18 protein-coding genes are annotated in these 19492 nt (G+C 67.2%); 8 read left to right on the forward strand and 10 right to left on the reverse strand.

Annotated elements, in window-relative coordinates; translation table 11 throughout:
- Positions 1-2 precede the first annotated feature (2 nt).
- Both U5N23_RS04905 and U5N23_RS04910 read right to left on the reverse strand, forming a co-directional pair.
- Complete coding sequence (locus U5N23_RS04905) at positions 3-3647, reverse strand: hydantoinase B/oxoprolinase family protein (protein WP_322591711.1); 3645 nt, start codon at positions 3645-3647, stop codon at positions 3-5.
- A 55-nt stretch (positions 3648-3702) separates the two neighbouring features.
- Positions 3703-4233: a winged helix DNA-binding protein gene (locus U5N23_RS04910; protein ID WP_322591712.1), complete on the reverse strand. Its 531-nt coding sequence runs from the start codon at positions 4231-4233 to the stop codon at positions 3703-3705.
- A 173-nt stretch (positions 4234-4406) separates the two neighbouring features.
- Here U5N23_RS04910 and U5N23_RS04915 point away from each other — a divergent pair, with 173 nt between their 5' ends.
- The 6 genes from U5N23_RS04915 to U5N23_RS04940 all read left to right on the forward strand — a co-directional run bounded on the left by U5N23_RS04915 (position 4407) and on the right by U5N23_RS04940 (position 9779).
- Positions 4407-5384: a TRAP transporter substrate-binding protein gene (locus U5N23_RS04915; RefSeq protein ID WP_322591713.1), complete on the forward strand. Its 978-nt coding sequence runs from the start codon at positions 4407-4409 to the stop codon at positions 5382-5384.
- A 12-nt stretch (positions 5385-5396) separates the two neighbouring features.
- Entirely contained in the window at positions 5397-5906 is a 510-nt protein-coding gene (locus U5N23_RS04920; protein WP_322591714.1) for a TRAP transporter small permease, read from the forward strand.
- Positions 5907-5921: 15 nt separating this feature from the next.
- Positions 5922-7229: a TRAP transporter large permease subunit gene (locus U5N23_RS04925; RefSeq protein WP_322591715.1), complete on the forward strand. Its 1308-nt coding sequence runs from the start codon at positions 5922-5924 to the stop codon at positions 7227-7229.
- Between the two features lie 34 nt (positions 7230-7263).
- Positions 7264-7653, forward strand: coding sequence for a fluoride efflux transporter CrcB (gene crcB / locus U5N23_RS04930; RefSeq protein WP_322591716.1), 390 nt, complete (start codon positions 7264-7266; stop codon positions 7651-7653).
- Between the two features lie 152 nt (positions 7654-7805).
- On the forward strand, positions 7806-8633 hold the full coding sequence (locus tag U5N23_RS04935; protein ID WP_322591717.1) for a flagellin: 828 nt from the start codon (positions 7806-7808) through the stop codon (positions 8631-8633).
- Positions 8634-8741: 108 nt separating this feature from the next.
- A complete protein-coding gene (locus U5N23_RS04940; RefSeq protein ID WP_322591718.1) occupies positions 8742-9779 on the forward strand; it encodes a hypothetical protein in 1038 nt (345 codons plus the stop codon).
- On the opposite strand, the gene U5N23_RS04945 is transcribed toward U5N23_RS04940, so the two are convergent.
- The 7 genes from U5N23_RS04945 to U5N23_RS04975 all read right to left on the reverse strand — a co-directional run bounded on the left by U5N23_RS04945 (position 9760) and on the right by U5N23_RS04975 (position 16228).
- Complete coding sequence (locus tag U5N23_RS04945; RefSeq protein WP_322591719.1) at positions 9760-11859, reverse strand: flagellar biosynthesis protein FlhA; 2100 nt, start codon at positions 11857-11859, stop codon at positions 9760-9762. The two genes, U5N23_RS04940 and U5N23_RS04945, sit on opposite strands and share 20 nt — an antisense overlap.
- Entirely contained in the window at positions 11856-12995 is a 1140-nt protein-coding gene (locus tag U5N23_RS04950) for a flagellar type III secretion system protein FlhB (protein ID WP_322591720.1), read from the reverse strand. The genes U5N23_RS04945 and U5N23_RS04950 overlap by 4 nt, the downstream gene beginning before the upstream one ends.
- Entirely contained in the window at positions 12995-13771 is a 777-nt protein-coding gene (fliR, locus tag U5N23_RS04955) for a flagellar biosynthetic protein FliR (RefSeq protein ID WP_322591721.1), read from the reverse strand. Before fliR ends, U5N23_RS04950 begins: the two co-directional genes overlap by 1 nt.
- A gap of 14 nt (positions 13772-13785) precedes the next feature.
- The gene (fliQ, locus tag U5N23_RS04960; protein ID WP_322591722.1) at positions 13786-14058 is read right to left on the reverse strand and encodes a flagellar biosynthesis protein FliQ; all 273 of its coding nucleotides are present in this window, start codon (positions 14056-14058) and stop codon (positions 13786-13788) included.
- A 127-nt stretch (positions 14059-14185) separates the two neighbouring features.
- A complete protein-coding gene (gene fliP, locus U5N23_RS04965) occupies positions 14186-14947 on the reverse strand; it encodes a flagellar type III secretion system pore protein FliP (RefSeq protein ID WP_322591723.1) in 762 nt (253 codons plus the stop codon).
- A 16-nt stretch (positions 14948-14963) separates the two neighbouring features.
- Complete coding sequence (locus U5N23_RS04970) at positions 14964-15338, reverse strand: FliM/FliN family flagellar motor switch protein (protein ID WP_322591724.1); 375 nt, start codon at positions 15336-15338, stop codon at positions 14964-14966.
- A gap of 14 nt (positions 15339-15352) precedes the next feature.
- Positions 15353-16228, reverse strand: coding sequence for a FliM/FliN family flagellar motor switch protein (locus tag U5N23_RS04975; protein ID WP_322591725.1), 876 nt, complete (start codon positions 16226-16228; stop codon positions 15353-15355).
- A 263-nt stretch (positions 16229-16491) separates the two neighbouring features.
- Here U5N23_RS04975 and U5N23_RS04980 point away from each other — a divergent pair, with 263 nt between their 5' ends.
- On the forward strand, positions 16492-17385 hold the full coding sequence (locus U5N23_RS04980) for a helix-turn-helix domain-containing protein (protein WP_322591726.1): 894 nt from the start codon (positions 16492-16494) through the stop codon (positions 17383-17385).
- A gap of 223 nt (positions 17386-17608) precedes the next feature.
- On the opposite strand, the gene U5N23_RS04985 is transcribed toward U5N23_RS04980, so the two are convergent.
- Positions 17609-18793 (reverse strand): hybrid sensor histidine kinase/response regulator, encoded by a 1185-nt coding sequence (locus U5N23_RS04985; RefSeq protein ID WP_322591727.1) that lies wholly within the window; start codon positions 18791-18793, stop codon positions 17609-17611.
- Positions 18794-19147: 354 nt separating this feature from the next.
- On the opposite strand from U5N23_RS04985, the gene U5N23_RS04990 reads away from it, so the two are divergent.
- Positions 19148-19492, forward strand: coding sequence for a flagellar hook-basal body complex protein FliE (locus U5N23_RS04990; RefSeq protein WP_322591728.1), 345 nt, complete (start codon positions 19148-19150; stop codon positions 19490-19492).

The raw sequence follows: 19492 nt of genomic DNA on the forward strand, positions 1-19492 counted from the left end.
CCTCAACGGGGCTGGCCGAAGCCCCCGCCCCCTGGCGTGTGGATCTCGAACACATCGCCCGGCTGCATCTGCGCCTGGCCGATGTGGTCGAGCGCCTCCACCTTGCCATCGGCACGCACCACCTTGTTGACCCCCACGGCCCCCGGCGAGCCGCCGGCCATGCCGAAGGCGCCGTGGTGGCGGCCATTGGAGAGGATGCTGGCCGTCATGGGTTCGAGGAAGCGCACGCGGCGCACGCCACCATCGCCGCCGGCCCAGCGGCCGGCACCGCCCGAGCCCTTGCGGATCTCGTAGCCTTCGAGCCGCACCGGGAAGCGGAACTCCAGCACCTCGGGGTCGGTGAGGCGCGAATTGGTCATGTGGCACTGCACCACGCTCGTGCCGGCGAAGCCGTCCACCAGCGCACCCGATGCGTCCCACACGCCACCCGCACCGCTGCCACCCGAGATGGTCTCGTAGTACTGGTAGCGCTCGCTGCCGAAGGTGAAGTTGTTCATGGTGCACTGCCCCGCCGCCATCAGGCCCAGCGCGCCGTAGAGGGCATTGGTGATGCAGGTGGAGGTCTCCACGTTGCCTGCCACCACCGAGGCCGGTGGGTTCGGGTTGAGCATGGAGCCCGGCGGGATGATGACCTTGAGCGGCTTCAGACACCCCGCGTTCAGCGGAATGTCGTCCTGCACCAGGGTGCGGAACACGTAGAGCACCGCCGCCATGCACACCGCCGTGGGCGCGTTGAAGTTGTGCGTCTGCTGCGCGCTGGTGCCGGTGAAGTCGATCTCGGCGCTGCGGCTTGCCGCATCCACGCGCACGGCCACGGTGATCTGCGAGCCGTTGTCCAGCGGCAGGGTGAACTGGCCGTCCTTCAGGCGCGTGATCACGCGGCGCACCGATTCCTCGGCGTTGTCCTGCACATGGCGCATGTAGGCCTGCACGACATCGAGGCCGAACTCGCCCACCATGCGGCGCAGCTCCTGCTGGCCCTTTTCGTTGGCGGCGATCTGCGCGCGCAGGTCGGCCATGTTCTGCTGCGGGTTGCGCGAGGGGTACTCGCCGCTTTCCAGCAAGGCGATCATCTCCGCCTCGCGCAGCACACCGCGCTCCACGAGCTTCACGTTGTTGATCTGCACGCCTTCTTCCTCGATGCGCGTGGAGAACGGGGGCATCGATCCCGGCGTGATGCCGCCCACATCCGCATGGTGGCCGCGGCTGCCCACGTAGAAGGTGGGTTCGGCCTCCTCGCCGATGTAGACCGGCGTGATCACCGTGATGTCGGGCAGGTGCGTGCCGCCGTGGTAGGGGTCGTTGAGCACGTACACGTCACCGGGCTGCATGCGGCCCGCGTTGTCGCGGATCACGGTCTTGATGCTCTCGCCCATGGAGCCGAGGTGCACCGGCATGTGCGGCGCATTGGCGATCAGGTTGCCCGCCGTGTCGAACAGCGCGCAGCTGAAATCCAGGCGCTCCTTGATGTTCACCGAGTAGGCGGTGTTCTGCAGTTGCAGGCCCATCTGCTCGGCGATGTTCATGAACAGGTTGTTGAACACTTCGAGCAGCACCGGGTCCACCGTGGTGCCCACGGCGTGCTGCACGGCACGCGCCACGCGGCGCTCCAGCAGCAGGTGATCGAGGTCGGTCAGCTGCGCCTCCCAGCCGGGCTCGACGATGGTGGTGGCGTTCTTCTCGGCAATGATGGCCGGGCCGGGGACCACGTCGCCAGGGCGCAGGTCCTCGCGCACCACCAGGGCCGCGTCGTGCCAGGCGGGCACGCCGTCGGTGCCGCCGGTGTACATGCGCACCGTGCTGCGGCGCGGTACCGCGCGCGCCGGGTTCAGGGCGTGGCGCGGCTCCACGGGCGCATCGCCAGCCACCACGGCCTCGACCGAGACGGCTTCCACCACCAGGCCCTTGCCTTGCATGAGGAAGGCGAAACGCTGGCGGTAGGCTTGCTCGAAGCCTGACGTGATGGCCTCGATGCTGCCGAAGGGCACGATGAGGGCGCTATCGCTGCCCTCGTAGCGCACATGCACGCGCCGGTGCACCGTGGCGGTGCCGTCGCCGGCCTGCTGCTCCAGTTCGGAGCGCGCGGCCGTGGCCAGGCGCTCCAGCGTGGACTCGATGCCCGCCAGGGCCTCGGGCGCCAGCTTGCATTCCACCGCCTGCTCGCGGATCACGTTCTGGTCGGCCAGGCCCATGCCGTAGGCGCTGAGCACACCGGCCAGCGGGTGCACGAACACGCGCGTCATGCCCAGGGCATCGGCCACCAGGCAGGCATGCTGGCCGCCCGCGCCGCCAAAGCACTGCAGGGTGTAGCGCGTCACGTCGTAGCCGCGCGCCACCGAGATCTTCTTGATGGCGTTGGCCATCTGCTGCACGGCGATCTGGATGAAGCCGTGGGCCACGTCCTCGCCCGCACGGCCGGTCTGCTGCGACAGGTCGGCAAACTTCTGCGCCACGGCATCGCCATCGAGCGCCTCGTTGGCCCCATGGCCGAACACGCGCGGAAAGTGCGCCGGCTGGATCTTGCCGACCATCACGTTGGCATCGGTCACGGCCAGCGGGCCGCCGCGGCGGTAGCTGGCCGGGCCGGGGTTGGCGCCGGCACTCTCGGGGCCGACGCGAAAGCGTGCGCCGTCGAAGCCGAGGATGGAGCCGCCGCCGGCCGCCACGGTGTGGATGCTCATCATCGGCGCGCGCATGCGCACGCCGGCCACCTGGGTCTCGAACTCGCGCTCGAACTCGCCCGCGTAGTGGCTCACGTCGGTCGACGTGCCGCCCATGTCGAAGCCGATCACGCGCTGGTGCCCGGCCAGGCCGGCCGTGCGCGCCATGCCGACGATGCCGCCGGCCGGGCCCGAGAGGATGGCGTCCTTGCCCTGGAAGGCATGCGCGTCGGTCAGCCCGCCCGAGGACTGCATGAAGAACAGCGGCACGCCCGGCATCTCGCCAGCCACCTGCTCGACGTAGCGGCGCAGGATGGGCGAGAGGTAGGCGTCCACCACCGTGGTGTCGCCCCGGCTCACCAGTTTCATCATGGGGCTGGTGGCGTGCGATGCGCTCACCTGCGTGAAGCCGGCTTCGCGCGCCAGGCGGGCTGCGGCCTCCTCGTGCGCCGTGTAGCGGTAGCCGTGCATGAAGACCACGGCCGCGCTGCGCAGACCGGCGTCGTAGGCGGCCCACAGGCGCTCCTTGAGGTGCGCCTCGTCGAGCGCATCGATCACCTCGCCGTGCGCGCCCATGCGCTCCTGCGCCTCGATCACGCGGGTGTACAAGAGCTCGGGCAGCACGATGTGGCGGTCGAACAGGCGCGGGCGGTTCTGGTAGGCGATGCGCAGCGCATCGCGAAAGCCCTTGGTGGTGATCAGGAGCGTGGGTTCGCCCTTGCGCTCGAGCAGCGCATTGGTGGCCACCGTGGTGCCCATCTTCACGCACTCCACCAGCTCGGGCGTCACTGGCTCGCCGGCCTTGAGCCCCAGCAGGTGGCGGATGCCGGCCACGGCCGCGTCCTTGTACTGCTCGGGGTTCTCGGACAGCAGCTTGTGCGTGACCAGGCTGCCGTCGGGCCGCTTGCCGACCACGTCGGTGAAGGTGCCCCCGCGGTCGATCCAGAACTGCCAGCGTGCGGGGTGGGTGGAGGCGGAAGATGCCATCGTCATGCAATCGGTAGGTAAAAAGGAGGAAGCCAGGGGACGCTGCCGCCGCCCATCACAGGGAAGCCGCCGACCGCGCCGCCTGGTCGTACATGCCCGAGAGCACACGCAGCAAACGGGCCAGTTCGCCGATGTCGCGGTTCAGGGCATCGTCGGCGTGCAGCGCGTCGATCAGGCAGCGCTCGCGGATCTCGCGGTAGCGCTGCACATAGGCCCGGCCCACGTCGGTGGCTGCGTAGGTCACCTCCTTGCCGTTCTTCTGGGAGGCCACCACGCCCAGGTTCTGCAGCTTTTTCAACGCATAGTTCACCAGGTGCGTGTCTTCCACGTTCATGATGAAGCAGATGTCGGCCAGGCGCTTGTCGCGCGCCCGGTGCGTCACGTGGTGCAGCACCACCACATCGAGCGGCGTGAGGTCCTTGAGCCCCGCCGCGGACATGCAGTGCACCACCCAGCGGTGAAACGCATTGCCCGCGACGATGAGGCCGAACTCGAACTCGCTCATCTCGGCGCTCTGCGCCGATACCAGGTGCGCGGACGACACGATGGGGCCGGATTCGCCCTTGGGGCGGGCCGCAGGTTTCATGGAGGATGCTTTCGCAAAAGTCGAATCTGGCACGGGATGTGCATGGGCTGATTGTAGGCAAGTCACCAATGATTTGTTGGCATTTTGTCAACGTTCAGGCAAAACACCTATGTCGTAACGAAGTGCTTCCTATACAGTGGCATACCCCCGTTTCCTACCTTGCGGAGCTATCAATGAAGCGTCGAATCCTTCCCCTCACCGCGCTGGCCTTGGCCTGTACTCTGTCTGTTCCGGCGGCTTTTGCCCAGACCAAGTGGGACCTGGCCGCCGCCTATCCGGCCACCAACTTCCACACCGAGAACATGATGCAGTTGGCGGCCGATGTGGACAAGGCCACGGGCGGCAAGCTCAAGATCACCGTGCACGCCAATGCGGCCCTGTTCAAGGCACCTGAAATCAAGCGCGCCGTGCAAGGTGGCCAGGCGCAGATGGGCGAGATCCTGCTGGCCAATTTCCAGAACGAATGGCAGCTGTTCGGCGTCGATGGCCTGCCCTTCCTGGCCGACAGCTACGACGAATCCAAGAAGCTGTACGCCGCGCAAAAGCCCTTCCTGGAAAAGAAGCTGGCCGAGCAGGGCATGACGCTGCTGTACGCCGTGGCATGGCCACCCCAGGGCATCTACACGAAAAAGCCCCTGGCCAGCGCTGCCGACCTGAAGGCCATCAAGTGGCGCGCCTACAGCCCGGCCACGGCCCGCATCGCCGAGTTGGTGGGCGCCCAGCCCGTGACCGTGCAGGCGGCCGAGTTCTCGCAGGCACTGGCCACGGGGGTGGTCGAATCGACCATGACCTCGGGCGCCACCGGCGTGGACAGCAAGCTGTACGAACACCTCAAGTACTACTACGACACCCAGGCCTGGCTGCCCAAGAACGCCGTGCTGGTGAACAAGAAGGCCTTCGACGCGCTGGACAAGCCCACCCAGGATGCCCTGCGCAAGGCCGGGGCCGATGCCGAGACGCGCGGCTGGGCCGCCAGCGCCAAGGTCAACACGGACACCCTGGCCAAGCTCAAGGCCAATGGCATGGAAGTGCTGCCCCCGGCTGCGCAGCTCAAGTCCGACATGGCCAAGGTGGGCGACACCATGCTCAAGGAGTGGCTGGACAAGGCCGGGCCTGACGGCAAGGCCCTGATCGACGCCTACCGCAAGTAAGCACGCCGCCACATGCGCCGACTGCTTGATTTTGTGTATGACAGCGCCGCCGCCCTGGCGGCGCTTTTCATGGTTGGATTGCTGGGAATGGTGCTGCTGTCCATCGTCAGCCGCCAGCTGCATTTCCACGTTTCCGGGGCCGATGCCTATGCCGGCTACCTGATGGCCGCGTCGGGCTTTCTGGCGCTGGCGCACACGCTCAAGCGGGGCGAGCACATCCGCGTGACCTTGCTGCTCAACGCGCTCAAGGGCAAGGCCAAGAAGGCCTTCGAGATCTGGGCGCTGGCCATCGCCTGCCTGCTGGCGCTGCTGTTTGCCGCCTACAGCTGCAAGCTGGCCTGGCAGTCGCACGAGTTCCACGACATCTCCACCGGCAACGATGCCACGCCCCTGTGGATCCCGCAGATCGCCATGGCCCTGGGCACCGTGATCCTGGCCATCGCCTTCATCGACGAGCTGGTGCTCGAGATCCTGGACAGGCGCAGCCAGGCATCGCCAGGCGACGCCCTGCGAAACGAATGACACAAGGCCGCTTCCATGAGTGATATCGCCATTACCGGCCTGTTGGTTCTTTCGCTGTTCCTGATCCTGGGCAGCGGGGTCTGGATCGGACTCACCCTGTCGGGCGTGGCCTGGATCGGCATGCAACTGTTTGCCGCGCGCCCAGCGGGTGATGCGATGGCCGTGACCATCTGGGGATCGGCGTCCAGCTGGACCTTGACCGCCCTGCCCCTGTTCATCTGGATGGGCGAAATCCTGTTCCGCACCCGGCTGTCGCAGGACATGTTCAAGGGCTTGGCACCCTGGGTCCAGTCACTGCCCGGGCGGCTGCTGCACACCAACGTGGTGGGCTGCACCATCTTTGCGGCGGTCTCCGGCTCCAGCGCCGCGACCTGCGCCACCATCGGCAAGATGACGCTGCCCGAGCTCACCCGCCGAGGCTACCCCGAGAAGATGATCGTCGGCACGCTGGCCGGCGCCAGTACCCTGGGGTTGCTGATCCCGCCGTCGATCATCATGATCGTCTACGGCGTATCGGCCGAGGTCTCGATCTCGCAGCTCTTCATCGCCGGCGTGCTGCCGGGCGTGCTGCTGGCGGCGCTGTTCTCGGGCTACATCATGGTCTGGGCGCTGCGCAACCCCGAGCAGGTGCCAGCGGCGGACCGGCGCATGACGTTCATGGAAAAGATCTCGGAGTCGCGCAGCCTGATCCCCGTGGTGCTGCTGATCGCGGGCGTGCTGGGCTCGATCTACACCGGCGTCGCCACCGCCACCGAGGCTGCCGCCGTGGGCGTGGTGGGCTCGCTGGTGCTCTCCACCGTACAGGGCTCCATGGGCTGGGGTACCTTCAAGGATTCGCTCATGGGCGCCACGCGCCTGTACTGCATGATCGCGCTGATACTGGCGGGTGCCGCCTTTCTCACGCTGTCCATGGGCTACATCGGGTTGCCCCGGCACCTGGCCGAGTGGATCGCATCCCTGGGGCTGAACAAGGCGCAGTTGATCGCCGCACTGGCCGTGTTCTTCATCATCCTGGGCTGCTTCCTGGACGGCATCTCGATGGTGGTGCTGACCATGGGCGTACTCATGCCCACGGTACAGGCGGCCGGCATCGACCCGATCTGGTTCGGCATCTTCGTCGTGCTGGTGGTCGAGATGGCGCAGATCACCCCGCCAGTCGGCTTCAACCTGTTCGTGTTGCAAGGGATGACCAATCGCCAATTGCCCTGGATCGCCAAGACGGCCCTGCCGATGTTCCTGCTCATGTGCGCAGCCGTTACGCTGATCTACATCTTCCCGGGCATCGTGACCTGGTTGCCGCAGCAGATGGCGACGACACGCTGAGGCAACCACCTCAACGCCTGCTAGAGTCTCGGCCATGCTGCCTGTCATCGCCATCTGCATCGGCGCCAGCCTGGGTGCGCTGGCGCGCTGGCGGCTGGGCCTGTGGCTGAGCACCAGCACCTCGGTGCTGCCCTGGGGCACCCTGGCAGCCAACCTGGTGGGCGGCTACCTCATCGGCGTCTGCGTGGCCGTGTTCCAGGCGCTGCCGCAGCTCGATCCGGCCTGGCGCCTGGCACTGGTCACGGGCTTTCTGGGCGCGCTCACCACGTTCTCAAGCTTTTCGGCCGAGGTCGTGGCCATGCTGCTGCAGCAGCGCTACGGCTGGGCGCTGGCAACCACCGCGCTGCACCTCCTGGGCTCGCTGGGGCTGACCGTGGTCGGGCTGCAGAGCACCGCCTACCTGATCGGCAAAAGTGCCGGATGAGCACCCCATCACTGCAAGCCACCCCTCGCCGCAACCGCCTTCGGGCGGTTTTTTTTCATCCTGGATTTAAGTTTTCTGCGCGGCCCTCCGCCTTGTGAAGGTACGGGCGACAAAACGCTGCCTGTAACCTACCAAACCAGGAGTTAACTGACATGCTTAGCCTGCACACGAATTCGGCTTCCCTCTCCGCCCAGGCAGTTTCGGGCTCGACCAACAAGGCCCTGTCCACCTCGATGACGCGCCTGTCCACGGGCTTCCGTGTCAACTCGGCCATGGACGATGCCGCCGGCCTGCAGATCGCCACCCGCCTGAATGCCCAGACCCGCGGCATGGCCGTGGCCCAGCGCAACACGCAAAACGGCATCTCCATGCTGCAGACCGCTGAAGGCGCGCTGGACGAAGTCAACAACATGATGCTGCGCATGAAGGATCTGGCCACGGAAGCATCCAACGCGACCTCCAGCGCCACCGACAAGACGGCCATGGACGCCGAGTTCGACGCCCTGTCCGCCGAAATCACCAGCATCATGACCAACACCAAGTTCGGTGGCCAGGCCCTGCTGACGGGTGGTACCTTCGCCGCTGCCGCCACGTTCCAGATCGGTGCCTCGGGTGCAGAAACCTACGCCTTCGACGCCAGCGCGTCGATGACGGCCCTGGCCACGGCCATCACGGCCCTGCAGGGTGGCGACATCACCGCCGCCGGCAACGGCGTCATCGCCCTGGCGGACACCGCCTCGGCCGCGGTGGGCACGCTGCGCTCGGCCATGGGTGCCGCAGCCAACCGCCTGGACCATGTGTACAACAACCTGTCCAACATGACCCAGAACACCGAAGCCGCCAAGGGCCGCATCATGGATGTGGACTACGCTTCGGAATCGGCCAACATGACCACCAAGCAAATGCTGATGCAAGCCAGCACGAGCATGCTCAAGCAGTCGAACAGCATGTCGCAGCTGGCCCTGTCGCTGCTGCAATAAGGCGCTCTTGCAGCACCCGGGCAGACCAGGCCTTTTGGTCGGCCCGCACCAGCCAACCGCATGCGGTTGGCTTTTTTTTGGCTTTGGCACGGGCAAGGGACGCATCGCATGGCTTTGGAGCGACTGAGCAGCACCGCACCGGCGGGCGCCCCGGGTCGGGCCCTGGTGGCGCGCCCTGGCGCTGCCATTCCGGCCACTGCCACTGCGCTCCCCCGGCTCGACCCGGTGCAGCCCCTGCTGCGCCTGCGCGTCACGGCCACATTCGACGGCGGCCTGCTGGCCCGCGGTCCCGAGGGGCAGCAGCTGCAGATCCCCGCCTCGGCGCTGGCGGGCCAGCGCTGGGAGCCCGGGCAACTGCTGCTGGTGCGCGTGGTGGGCACCACGCCCCAGTTGGAGCTCGCCGTCCTGGGCCTGGCCGACGAAGGCATGGCCTCTGCACCGCCCCGCAGCGGCGGGGGTGGCGACCCGTCCCGCCCGCAAGGCCAGCCCCCGGCCGTGCAGCCCGATCAGGCCGGCATGCACCGCCTGCTGCTGGCGCCGCTGCAGGTGCCGGCCCTCGCCGCGCAGTGGCGCAGCCTGGTGCTGGCGCAGTTGCGGCAGAGCACCCCCGGGCAACCGCCCGCCGCAGCATCGCCGATGCAAGCTCTGCACGGCCTGCAGCGCGCCGACGGCATGGCCCTGGGCGGCGAGCCCCCCGCCCAGGCGCTGCAGGGCATGCTGGTATTCCACGCCCTGGTTTGGCCCGGGGTGTGGCTCACGTTCTGGCCCCTGCCTGCGCGCGCGCGCCCACCCGGCCAGCGCAAGAACACTGGCCAGCGGCTGGGCCTGGAACTCGACCTGCCCGGCCTCGGCCCGGTGCGCGTGGACCTGGAGCTGCAGGGCCAGGCCGTGGCCGTGGTGCTGTGCGCCACCGGGGCCGATGCCGTGGCGCTGCTGCACAGCCGCGCCACGCTGGCGGCCGCCTCGCTGGCCCGCTCCCACCTGCGCCTGCTGCACTGGCAGGTGCTGCAGCACCAGCCGCTGCCGCCCGTGGCCCCCTTGCCGGCTTCGGCAGCGCAGTGGGGATCGGCAGACCTGGCCCTGCCCCCCGGCCTGTTTCGGGCAGCGGCCGAGGTGCTGAACGCGCTCAGCCCACCGTTCCGATGATGCTGATGTCGCGGTTCTCGGGGATCTCGTTGTACGACAGCACGGCCAGCCCCGGGGCGAACAGCCGTGCATAGCGCGCCAGCAGCGGCCGCACCTGGGGCATGACGAGCAGCAGCGGCGGCGTGGTCTGCTGCTTCATCTGGTCGCGTGCCAGCGGCATGTGGGCCTGCAGCTGCGACAGCAGGTTCGGGTCGATGGCGAAATTGTCCAGCGCCACCTTGGCACCGCCCTGGCGTGCCTGGTTGAGCGCGCCCAGCAGCATGTTCTCAAGCTCGCCGGTGAGGTTGAAGACCTTGAGTTCAGGGCGCGGGCCGCACAGGCTCTCCACGATCTGGCGGCGCAGCGTGCAGCGCACCTCGGCCGCCATGAGGACGGGGTCCTTCGTGGTGTCCACGGTGTCGAGCAAGGTGGTGGCAATGGGCACGATGTCCTTGAGCGAAACGTTCTCGGCCAGCAGCACGCGCAGCACCTTGAGCAGTTGCGCATGCGTCATGGCCTTGGCAAGCGCATCGGCCAGCCGGGGTGCCAGCGCCGTGAGGCGCTCCATGAGCTCCACCACGTCTTCGTGGCCGAACAGCTCGGGCAGGTTCTCGCGCACCACCTTGCCCAGGTGCGTGGCGACGACGCTGGGCACGTCCACCACCTGGTAGCCCAGGCCCAGGGCATGGGCCTTGTCGTCGGGCTTGATCCAGACCACCGGCATGCCATAGGCCGGGTCCACCCCGGGCTCGCCATCCACCTCGCCGTAGAGCTGGGGCGAAGGAATGGCCATGAGCTTGTCGGCCGGCACCTCGGCGCGTGCCACGGGCGTGCCGCGCAGCTGGATCACGTACTGCGAGGGCTTGATGCTGAGGTCGTCGCGCACGGCCACGGCGGGCAGCAACAGGCCCAGGGTCTCGCTGTGCGTCTGGCGCACGCCCTTGACGCGCTTGAGCAGCGGCGCGCCCTGGGCCTTGTCGATCAGCCCCACCAGGCGGTAGCCCAGCGCCACGGCCAGCGGCTCCACCACGGGCAGGCTGCGCCAGTCGATGTCGGCGGGTGGCTCGGCGGTGGCCAGCGTCGCGCCCAGGGCCAGGGCATCGGTGGCAGGCAGAGGCCGCTGCGCGCGCCGGGACTGGCGCCAGCCCACGAAGGCCAGCACCGCCGCGAACCCCAGGAAGCTGAGCCAGGGCATGCCCGGGATCAGGCCCAGCGCCGTCATGAGCGCCGCCGCGCTGTACAGCGCCTGCGGCGAAGCCAGCAACTGGCCGCTGACCTGGCTCTCGAAGTCGCCCGAGTCGCTCACCCGCGTGACGATGATGGCCGCCGCAGCCGACAGCAGCAGCGCCGGGATCTGCGCGACCAGGCCGTCGCCGATGGTCAGCAGCGCATACTGGCGAAAGGAGTCGCCAAAGGACAGGTCGTGCATCAGCGCGCCGATGGCCACGCCCCCGATCATGTTGATGAACAGGATCAGGATGCCCGCGATGGCATCGCCGCGCACGAACTTCGAGGCACCGTCCATGGCGCCGTAGAAGTCGGCCTCCATGCCGACCTCGCGCCGGCGGGCCTGGGCTTTTTCCTGGTTGATGAGGCCGGCGTTGAGGTCGGCGTCGATGGCCATCTGCTTGCCCGGCAGCGCGTCGAGCGTGAAACGCGCCGACACCTCGGAGATGCGCTCCGAGCCCTTGGTCACGACCACGAAGTTGATGATCATCAGGATGACGAACACCACCAGGCCGACCACGAAGTTGCCGCCGATCACCACATTGCCGAAGGCCTCGATCACCTGGCCTGCCGCGTGCGTGCCCTCGTGGCCATGCAACAGCACCACGCGCGTGGAGGCGACGTTGAGCGCCAGGCGCATCAGCGTGGTGCCCAGGATGACGGTCGGGAAGGTGGAGAACTCCAGCGGCCGGCTGACCGAGACGCTGATCAGGATGACCACGATCGACAGCACGATGTTGAACGTGAACAGCACGTCCAGCAGCGCCGGCGGCAGTGGCAGGATGATCATGGCCAGCAAGGCCAGCAGCATCAGGGGCGAGGCAAAGCTGTAACGGCGCAGAAGGTCGCGCAATGCGGGCGGCAGGAAATTCATGGCGAAGCGGGGGGCGACAGATGGGGGGGCACGGCCACGTCGGTGGGCGGACGGGGCTCATGGGGACGCTGGCCGGCCTTGAAGGCCTTGAGCTGCAGCACGTAGTTGAGGACCAGGGCCACCGCCGTGTACAGCGGGATCGGAATCTGCTGGTGCACCTGGCTGGTGTGGTAGATGGCACGCGCCAGGGGCGGCATGCTCACCACTTCCACGCGGTGCTCGCGCGCCACCTCGCGGATGAAAAGCGCCATTTCGTCCACGCCCTTGGCGACCACGAAGGGGGCCTGGGCCCGGCGCTCGTCGTACTTGAGGGCCACGGCATAGTGCTCGGGGTTGACGATCACCACGTCGGCCGTGGGCACCGTCGAGCGCACGCTGCGCCGCGACAGCTGGCGCTGCAGCTGGCGGATGCGCTGCTTGACCTCGGGACGGCCTTCGTTGCTCTTGTGCTCATCTTTCTGGTCCTGCTTGCTCATGCGCTGGCCACGCAGAAAGAAGAACACCTGCACGGGCAGGTCGATCAGGCCGAACAGCACGAACACCATGGCCATGGCAAAGACCCCGGAAAGCGCCATGTCCCAGCCGTGCGCGAGGGCATCGCCCAGGGCCATGCCCTGCAGGCGCAGGTAGTCGGCTGCGGTGCGGGTGCACAGGTACCAGAGCACGGCAGACAGCAGGGTGGCCTTGAGCACCGAGGCAAGCACCCCGGCCAGATGCTTGCCGCCAAACAGCCGCCCGAGGTTGGTGAGCGGATTGAGCCGGCTGAACTTGGGCTGCAGGTTCTCCGACGAAAGCACCCAGCCCCCGGGCACCAGGGAGGCCAGCACCAGCAACAGCGGCATGAGCGCGAGCGGCGCCACGAGCTTGAGCACCAGCAGCGCCGCAGCCAGGAAGAGCATGGACCAGGCGTTGTCCAGCGCACCGTCGCCCTCGAGGTGGGCCAGGCTGTAGTGGAAGATCTGCCGGAAATCCTGCAGGTAGCCGGGCATCAGCCAGACCACCAGGTACAGGCTGGCCACGATGCCCACGGCAGTCACCAGGTCCTTGGAGCGCGCGGCCTGGCCCTGCTCGCGCGCCTTCTTGAGCTTCTGCGCCGAGGGCTTTTCGGTCTTGTCGCCGCTGGAGGACTCGGACATCAGCGCCGCTCCAGCATGCTCAGGCGCAGCATTTCGAGGACCTGGGTGGTCATGCGCAGGTAGTGTTCGGGCAGGTAGCGCACCAGCAGCGCCAGCATGACGAGGCCGAACAGCGTCACCACGGAAAAACCGAGGGCGAACAGGTTCAGGGTCGGCGCCACGCGCGCGAGAAAGCCGAAACCCAGCTGCACCACGAAGGTCGCCAGCACCACCGGCAGGGCCAGCAGCAGCGCGGCGGAGAACACCCAGGCCACGTTGAACGCCACGGTGCGCAGCGCCGGCACATGGATGCCCCCACCCACCGGCCACTGCTGGAAACTCGCACCCATCACCTGGGTGACGAGCAGGTGGCCGTCCATGGAGAAGAACACCAGCATGCCAAGCACGGACAGCAGGCTGGACACCACGTCCGAGGAAATGCCCGACAGCGGATCGTTCATGGTGGCCATCGACAGCCCCATCTGGCTCGACACCAGGTAGCCCAGCACCATGATCACCGAGGTGGTGAAATGCAGCGCCAGCCCCAGCAGCCCCCCGATGGCCGCCTGCTCGATAGTGGCCACCACCGCATGCAGCGACAGCGGATCGATCTCCACCACCGGCCTTGCCACGGGCATCAGCACCACCGCCAGCACCAGGGACAGCAGCAGGCGCAGCGTCACGGGCACGCCGCCGTCGCCCAGGATCGGCGCGGCGCTGAGCAGCGCCATGATGCGGCAGAACGGCCACCACAGGGCCAGCAGCTGGGCCAGCAGGCTGGGAAAGACGGCATCCATGGCAAGCCCGGGGTCTAGCCCACCAAGGTGGCGGCGCGCTGGAAGATCTCCACGCAGAAGTCCATCAGCAGTCCCGCCATCCAGCGGCCGCCGACGATCACCGCCAGCAGCGTGACCAGCAGGCGTGGCAGAAAGCTCAAGGTCTGCTCGTTGATCTGCGTAGCTGCCTGGAAGACCCCGACGATCAAACCCACGATCAGCCCCGGCACGACCAGCACCGCGACCAGCAGCATCACCAGGTGCAGGCTCTCGCTGACCAGATCGACCGCGATTTCAGGCGTCAGCATAGGCACCACCCACAACCCATGAAACCGGCGCGACCGAAGCCAGCGCCCCCGTGCAAGGGCCGCCCCGCCGCACCTGGGGCGCCCCCCCTCTGGGGGGATGGCGCGAAGCGACTCAAGGGGAATTTCATCAATAGGTCCGGATGCTGGTGATCAGGGTATTGACGGTCAGCGTCCAGCCATCCACCAGCACGAACAGCAGCAGCTTGAGCGGCAGCGAGATCACGAGCGGCGACAGCATCATCATGCCCATGGCCATGAGCACCGAGGCCACGACGAGGTCGACCACCATGAACGGGATGAACAGCATGCAGCCGACCTGGAAGGCGGTCTTGAGCTCGCTGAGCACGAAGGCCGCCAGCTTCACCGTGAAGGCGTGCTGCGCCGGATCGGCCACCGGCGCCTCGCCGGCCAGGCCCGAGATCTGCTGCAGCGCGCTCTTGCTGGTCTGCGAGAGCATGAAGCGCGAGAGGGGCTGCTCGGCCCGCTGGAGCGCGACCTCCAGGCCGATCTTGTCCTGGTCGTAGGGCAGGAAGGCATTCGCCCAGATATCTTCACCCACGGGCCGCATCACGAGCAGGGTCAGGATCAGGGCCACGCCCGTGACGATGCGGTTGGGCAGACCCTGCTGCAGCCCCAGGGCCTGGCGCAGCAGCGACAGGATGATCACGAAGCGCACGAAGCTGGTCATCATCAGCATCAGCACGGGCAGCAGCCCGAGCAGCGTCATGATGACCAGGACCTGCGTCTTCACGGTGAACTCGGTCTGGGCGCCCTTGGCCCCCACGCTGATCAGCGGCACCGTGTTGGCGGCCCAGGCCGTATCGCTCCAGCCCAGCGCCAGGGCGAGCAGGGCCACAGCGGCCCAGCCGGCCGTTCGTCGCAACGTCATGGTCAGGCTCTCCGGCTCAGTTCGGAGTGTCTATCGACAGCAGGTCCAGATCGGCCAGCTCGATCACGCGCAGGCCATAGTTCTCGCCCGCCACCACCACCTCGGCACGGCCGATCGGGGTGCCGTTGACCTTGATCACCAGCGGCGTTCCCGCCACGGCATCGAGCTCCACCACGCTGTCGTGCTGCAGGGCCATGACCTGGTCGAGCGTGATGTCGGCCGAGCCCACCTCCAGCGTCAGCGTGACCGGAATCTTGCGCAGCATCTGCGCGAAATCGCGGCGCGGGCGTGGCGCGGCCACGGCGGCCTCGGCCAGCGGCAGACCCTCGTCCGCAAGGTGGGGGGGAAGGTCGTCCAGCAGGGTGTCGAACCCGGGGTTGTCTTGGCTCATGGCAATAGGCAGCGTCACGCTGCGTCGTTGAATGCGGTGAGCCACAGCCCACCCTTGTGCTCTGCCACCGTGGCGGTGAACAGACGCGAATCCTTGACCAGCACATCGGCGCTCTGGAAGCTGACCGGGATCACATCGCCCGGGCGCAGGTCCATCACCTCCCCCAGCGTGATGCGCCGGCGCAGCAGGCGCGCGGACAGGCGCACGGGAATGCGCCCGGCCAGGGAATGGGTTTCGGCATGCAGGCGCTCGCGCCGCGCCTGGGTGCGGCCGGTCGTCAACTGGGCCAGCAGGCGCTCCATCCAGGCATCGTCCAGACCGACCTGCACCTCGGAGCGCAGGCCCCAGCCGGGCTCCTCCACGGTCAGCACGAGCGACCAGGCCCCCACGGCATCGCGCGACTGCGCGAGCCACTGCAGCGCCCCTTCAACCTCGGCGTCCGGCTGCGGGCCCATGGCCAGCGCCGCCAGGCCGGCCTGCACCCGCAGCACCAGGGCGGCCACGATGTCCTCGCCAAGCCGGCGCGCGAGCCGGTCCTCGGTCGCCGTGAGGGGAATGGTTGCAGGATCGGGCACTTCACCGCTGCGCACGCCATAGCGGCATTGCAGCAGGCGCAACAAGAGTTCGCGTTCCATCGCCACGCCCATGCGCCCCTGGGGCATGCCATACACCTGCCAGCGTGGCGCAGCGCTGGCAGGGCGGTGCACCATGCGCGCCTCGGCCACCGCCAGGCGCGTGCCGTAGCGCCGATTCATGCCCTGGCGCAGCAGATCCGACAGGTCTGCGCCGAACTTGCGCGCGAATGGCGCCAGCAGGTGCACCGGCCGCCCCAGGGTGCGTGCGTCCAGCACCGGATGGAGCACAGCCGAGAACTGCGCGGATTGCATCATGTCAACTCAGATCGAAAAACGTTAAACAATGCTGCACATAGGGCAACGAAGAGGGCTTTGAACCAGGCGGTTGGGCTATATTGATCTGCATCCAGGACCGCAACAGGCCGAGCGCGACACCGCGCACCCCTGACCCGCACGTACATTTGAGTGCAATTAATGCAACATTTTACAGCGCGTCACAAAAATGTCCAGTTTTAGGACCGCTTTTTAAGAAAGCGTTACTTTTTGTCGCCAATTTGCTGCATACCAAGCAAAACACCATGATCGAGCCCAAGCATTCCGATCCGCACAACCCCGCATCCGGCGACTTCACGGGCGAGGAGCAGCAGCCCGCCAGCGTCATTTCACGCCGCCTGCACGCCTTTTTCAGCGCGCAGGGCTGGCCACGCCACAAGCACTCCTCCCAATTGGCGGTCATCCTGGGCTTGTCGCGCTCGGGCGCCTTCCGCAAATTCCAGGACGGCTCCTTCTCCAGCGCCGACCTGCTGGCGCTCGCCCAGTACTTCCAGGTGGATGTCAGCACGCCGCTCAGCAGCCAGCCCAGCCAGGCCCCGCGCGAGTCTGCGGACGCCGTGGCCGCCCAGATGCAGATGGGCCCGCGCAGCCTGGCCTGCATGGCCACCCTGGGCACCGAACTCGGCCCCCACGAGCATTGCGAACTGGTGGCCACGCACGATGGCAGCGAGTGGCGCGTACAGCCCTACGCCGAGGCCGCCAGCACCGTGCCGCGGCACCGGGTGCTGCACCTGTCCATCACCCCATTGCAGCGCCCGCTGCCACGCATCGCCATCCTCGAAGACTCCGCCGACCTGGCCGCCAACCTCCAGGAGGCCTTCACGCGCTCGGGCTACCACGCGAGCACCTTCGCCTCGGCCTCGGACCTGTCCTCCGAAGCGGCCATTGCACCCTTTGACGCCTACATCGTGGACTGGTGGCTGGGCGGCCAGACCGCCGCCGACGCGCTGCGCGCCATACGCCGCGCCCAGCCTGCGGCACCGATGATCCTGACCACCGGCGCGATCGCCTCGGGCAATGCCGCCGAAGAGGAGATTGCGCGCATGGCACTGACCCTGCGCATCCAGGTGATCGAAAAGCCCTTCCGCCTGGCCCTCTTGATCTCTCAGGTGAAACAACTCCTGGGCGAAAGCAGCTAACGCCCTCCCGTCCCGCCCGTCCCGCCCGACCTCCATGCCGGCCTTCAACGCGCGGTGAGGCTCAGAGGCTGGGAGTTTTTGGGCCGTGACAGAAAGGCGCGCCACAACGCCCTGGATCCAGGCGCAAAGCACAGCCATAGCTCGGTCCACGGCGAGCATTTACAACAACGAGCCAGGGTGTTTTGGCGTGCATGGCGGGCATGGACAAAAGATTCTCAGCCTCTCAGACGAAGAACTCCATGGCCGAGCGCAGGCGCGCCACAGAGATCGGCTTGTCGAACTTCGCGGCCAGCAGCAGGTCCCCCTGCGCATCGCTCTCGTGGTAGGCCGACAGCGCCACGATCGGCGTCCCGAGGTTCAACCCCCCAGGCTGGCGCGCCGCACGGGCCACGTCGTAGCCGCTGCCGTCATGTAGGCACAGGTCCAGCACCATGCCGTCGTACTTGGTGGCTTGCAGCATCTGCATGGCACGGGCCACGCTCGCGGCACCGTCCGCCTGGGCCCCCAGGGCCTGCAGCATGGCCAGCAGCCCCTGGCGCACATCGTCGTTGTCATCGACCACCAGCACGCGCAGGCGCTGGTGCGCGGGCGCCGCCAACCGGACCTCCTGGGTGTGCTCGACCTCCACTGGAATCTGCACAATGAAGGCCGTGCCCTCGCCCACACGGCTGACCACGCGGGCCGTGCCCTGCAACAGGTCGGACATGAGCTTGACCACCGCCAACCCCAGGCCTGCGCCCTGTGGCGCCTTGCTGCCGCGCACGAAGGGCGCCCACACATCGACCGAGGCATCGAATCCCGGTCCCCGGTCCATCACGGCGATGGTGACCTGGGCGGGTGCATCCTGCACCTGCACCGAGCACAGCACCTCGCCTGGGTTGGCGTATTTCACGCTGTTGGAAATCAGGTTGGTGATGATCTGCCGCAGCCGGGCGGGGTCGGTGATGACCCGCGGGCAGGGCTCCGGATCCATGCACACCTCGAGCCGCACGCCGCGCTCGCGCGCCGCCTCCTCGTATTCGGAGACGATGATGCGCATCATCAGGTCGGGCTGGAACAGCATGGGCGACACCTTCAGGCGCCCGCCACTCAGGCGCGCAAATTCCACCGTGTCGTTCATCTGCGCCTCCAACTGCTGGGCGCTGCGGCGCAGGCGCCGAAACGCCTGATCATCTGAAGGCAGGCGCCCGCTGAGCTCGATGAGCTCGACCGAGCTGATCAGCGTCTGCAATGGGGTCAGCATCTCATGGGCCATCATGCCCAGGAACTCATTGCGCTCGGCCAGCGTCTGCTGCGCCTGCTCCAGCGCGCGGCGCGCCCTGCGCAAGCCCAGGTAGACGGAAATCCCCCAGCCGCCCGCCGCCAGGACAAACACCCCCCCTACCGTGAGCTCAAATCCATACTGCATAGCTGCATCACCGCGCAAGGCGGCCCCCACCCTTGCGCCCCGACGGGGCGAGAAGCCATGTGAAACAGATACACATGCTACTGAAAAATCAACAATCCACCTAATTTCACCATATTTTCCTATGGAAAACCCTTAAAAGCGACCACTACGGGCTACGAACATCCATGAAAGACACCCGCAGGATGGCAGTCACCGCAACAAAGTGCGCAAAAACGACGCATTTTGCATTTTTGATGATTTATACGCATCATTTGTAAAACATCACTTACAATGGAGAACAATTTGCAACCAATGCCTGGGTGACCCCAGCTGCAGACCCGCGTTGCACGGTGATTTTTGAAGGATGCCTCCCCCATGAGCCAAGCAACCGCTGCCCTGATCCAGGCCGACCTGCGCCAGATCCAGGAACAACTGAGCGCCTTGAGCGCCCCGGCCCCGATCGTGGGCGCCACGGACGAAGCCGGCGCGGCCCACGGGGCCGGTGGCTTTGCGGAACGCATGATGGCGGCCGTGCATGGCGTCAACCAGCAGGACCATGACGCCGGGGTGAAGATGGCCGAGGTGGACAGCGGCGCCAGCGACGACCTCGTGGGCGCCATGCTCGCCAGCCAGGAGGCCAGCCTGTCGTTCTCCATGTTGATGCAGGTGCGCAACAAGGTCATGGGCGCGATGGAAGACCTGGTCAAGCTGCCGCTGTAA

The organism is Acidovorax sp. (genome assembly GCF_034519795.1).
Lineage (GTDB): Bacteria > Pseudomonadota > Gammaproteobacteria > Burkholderiales > Burkholderiaceae_C > Acidovorax.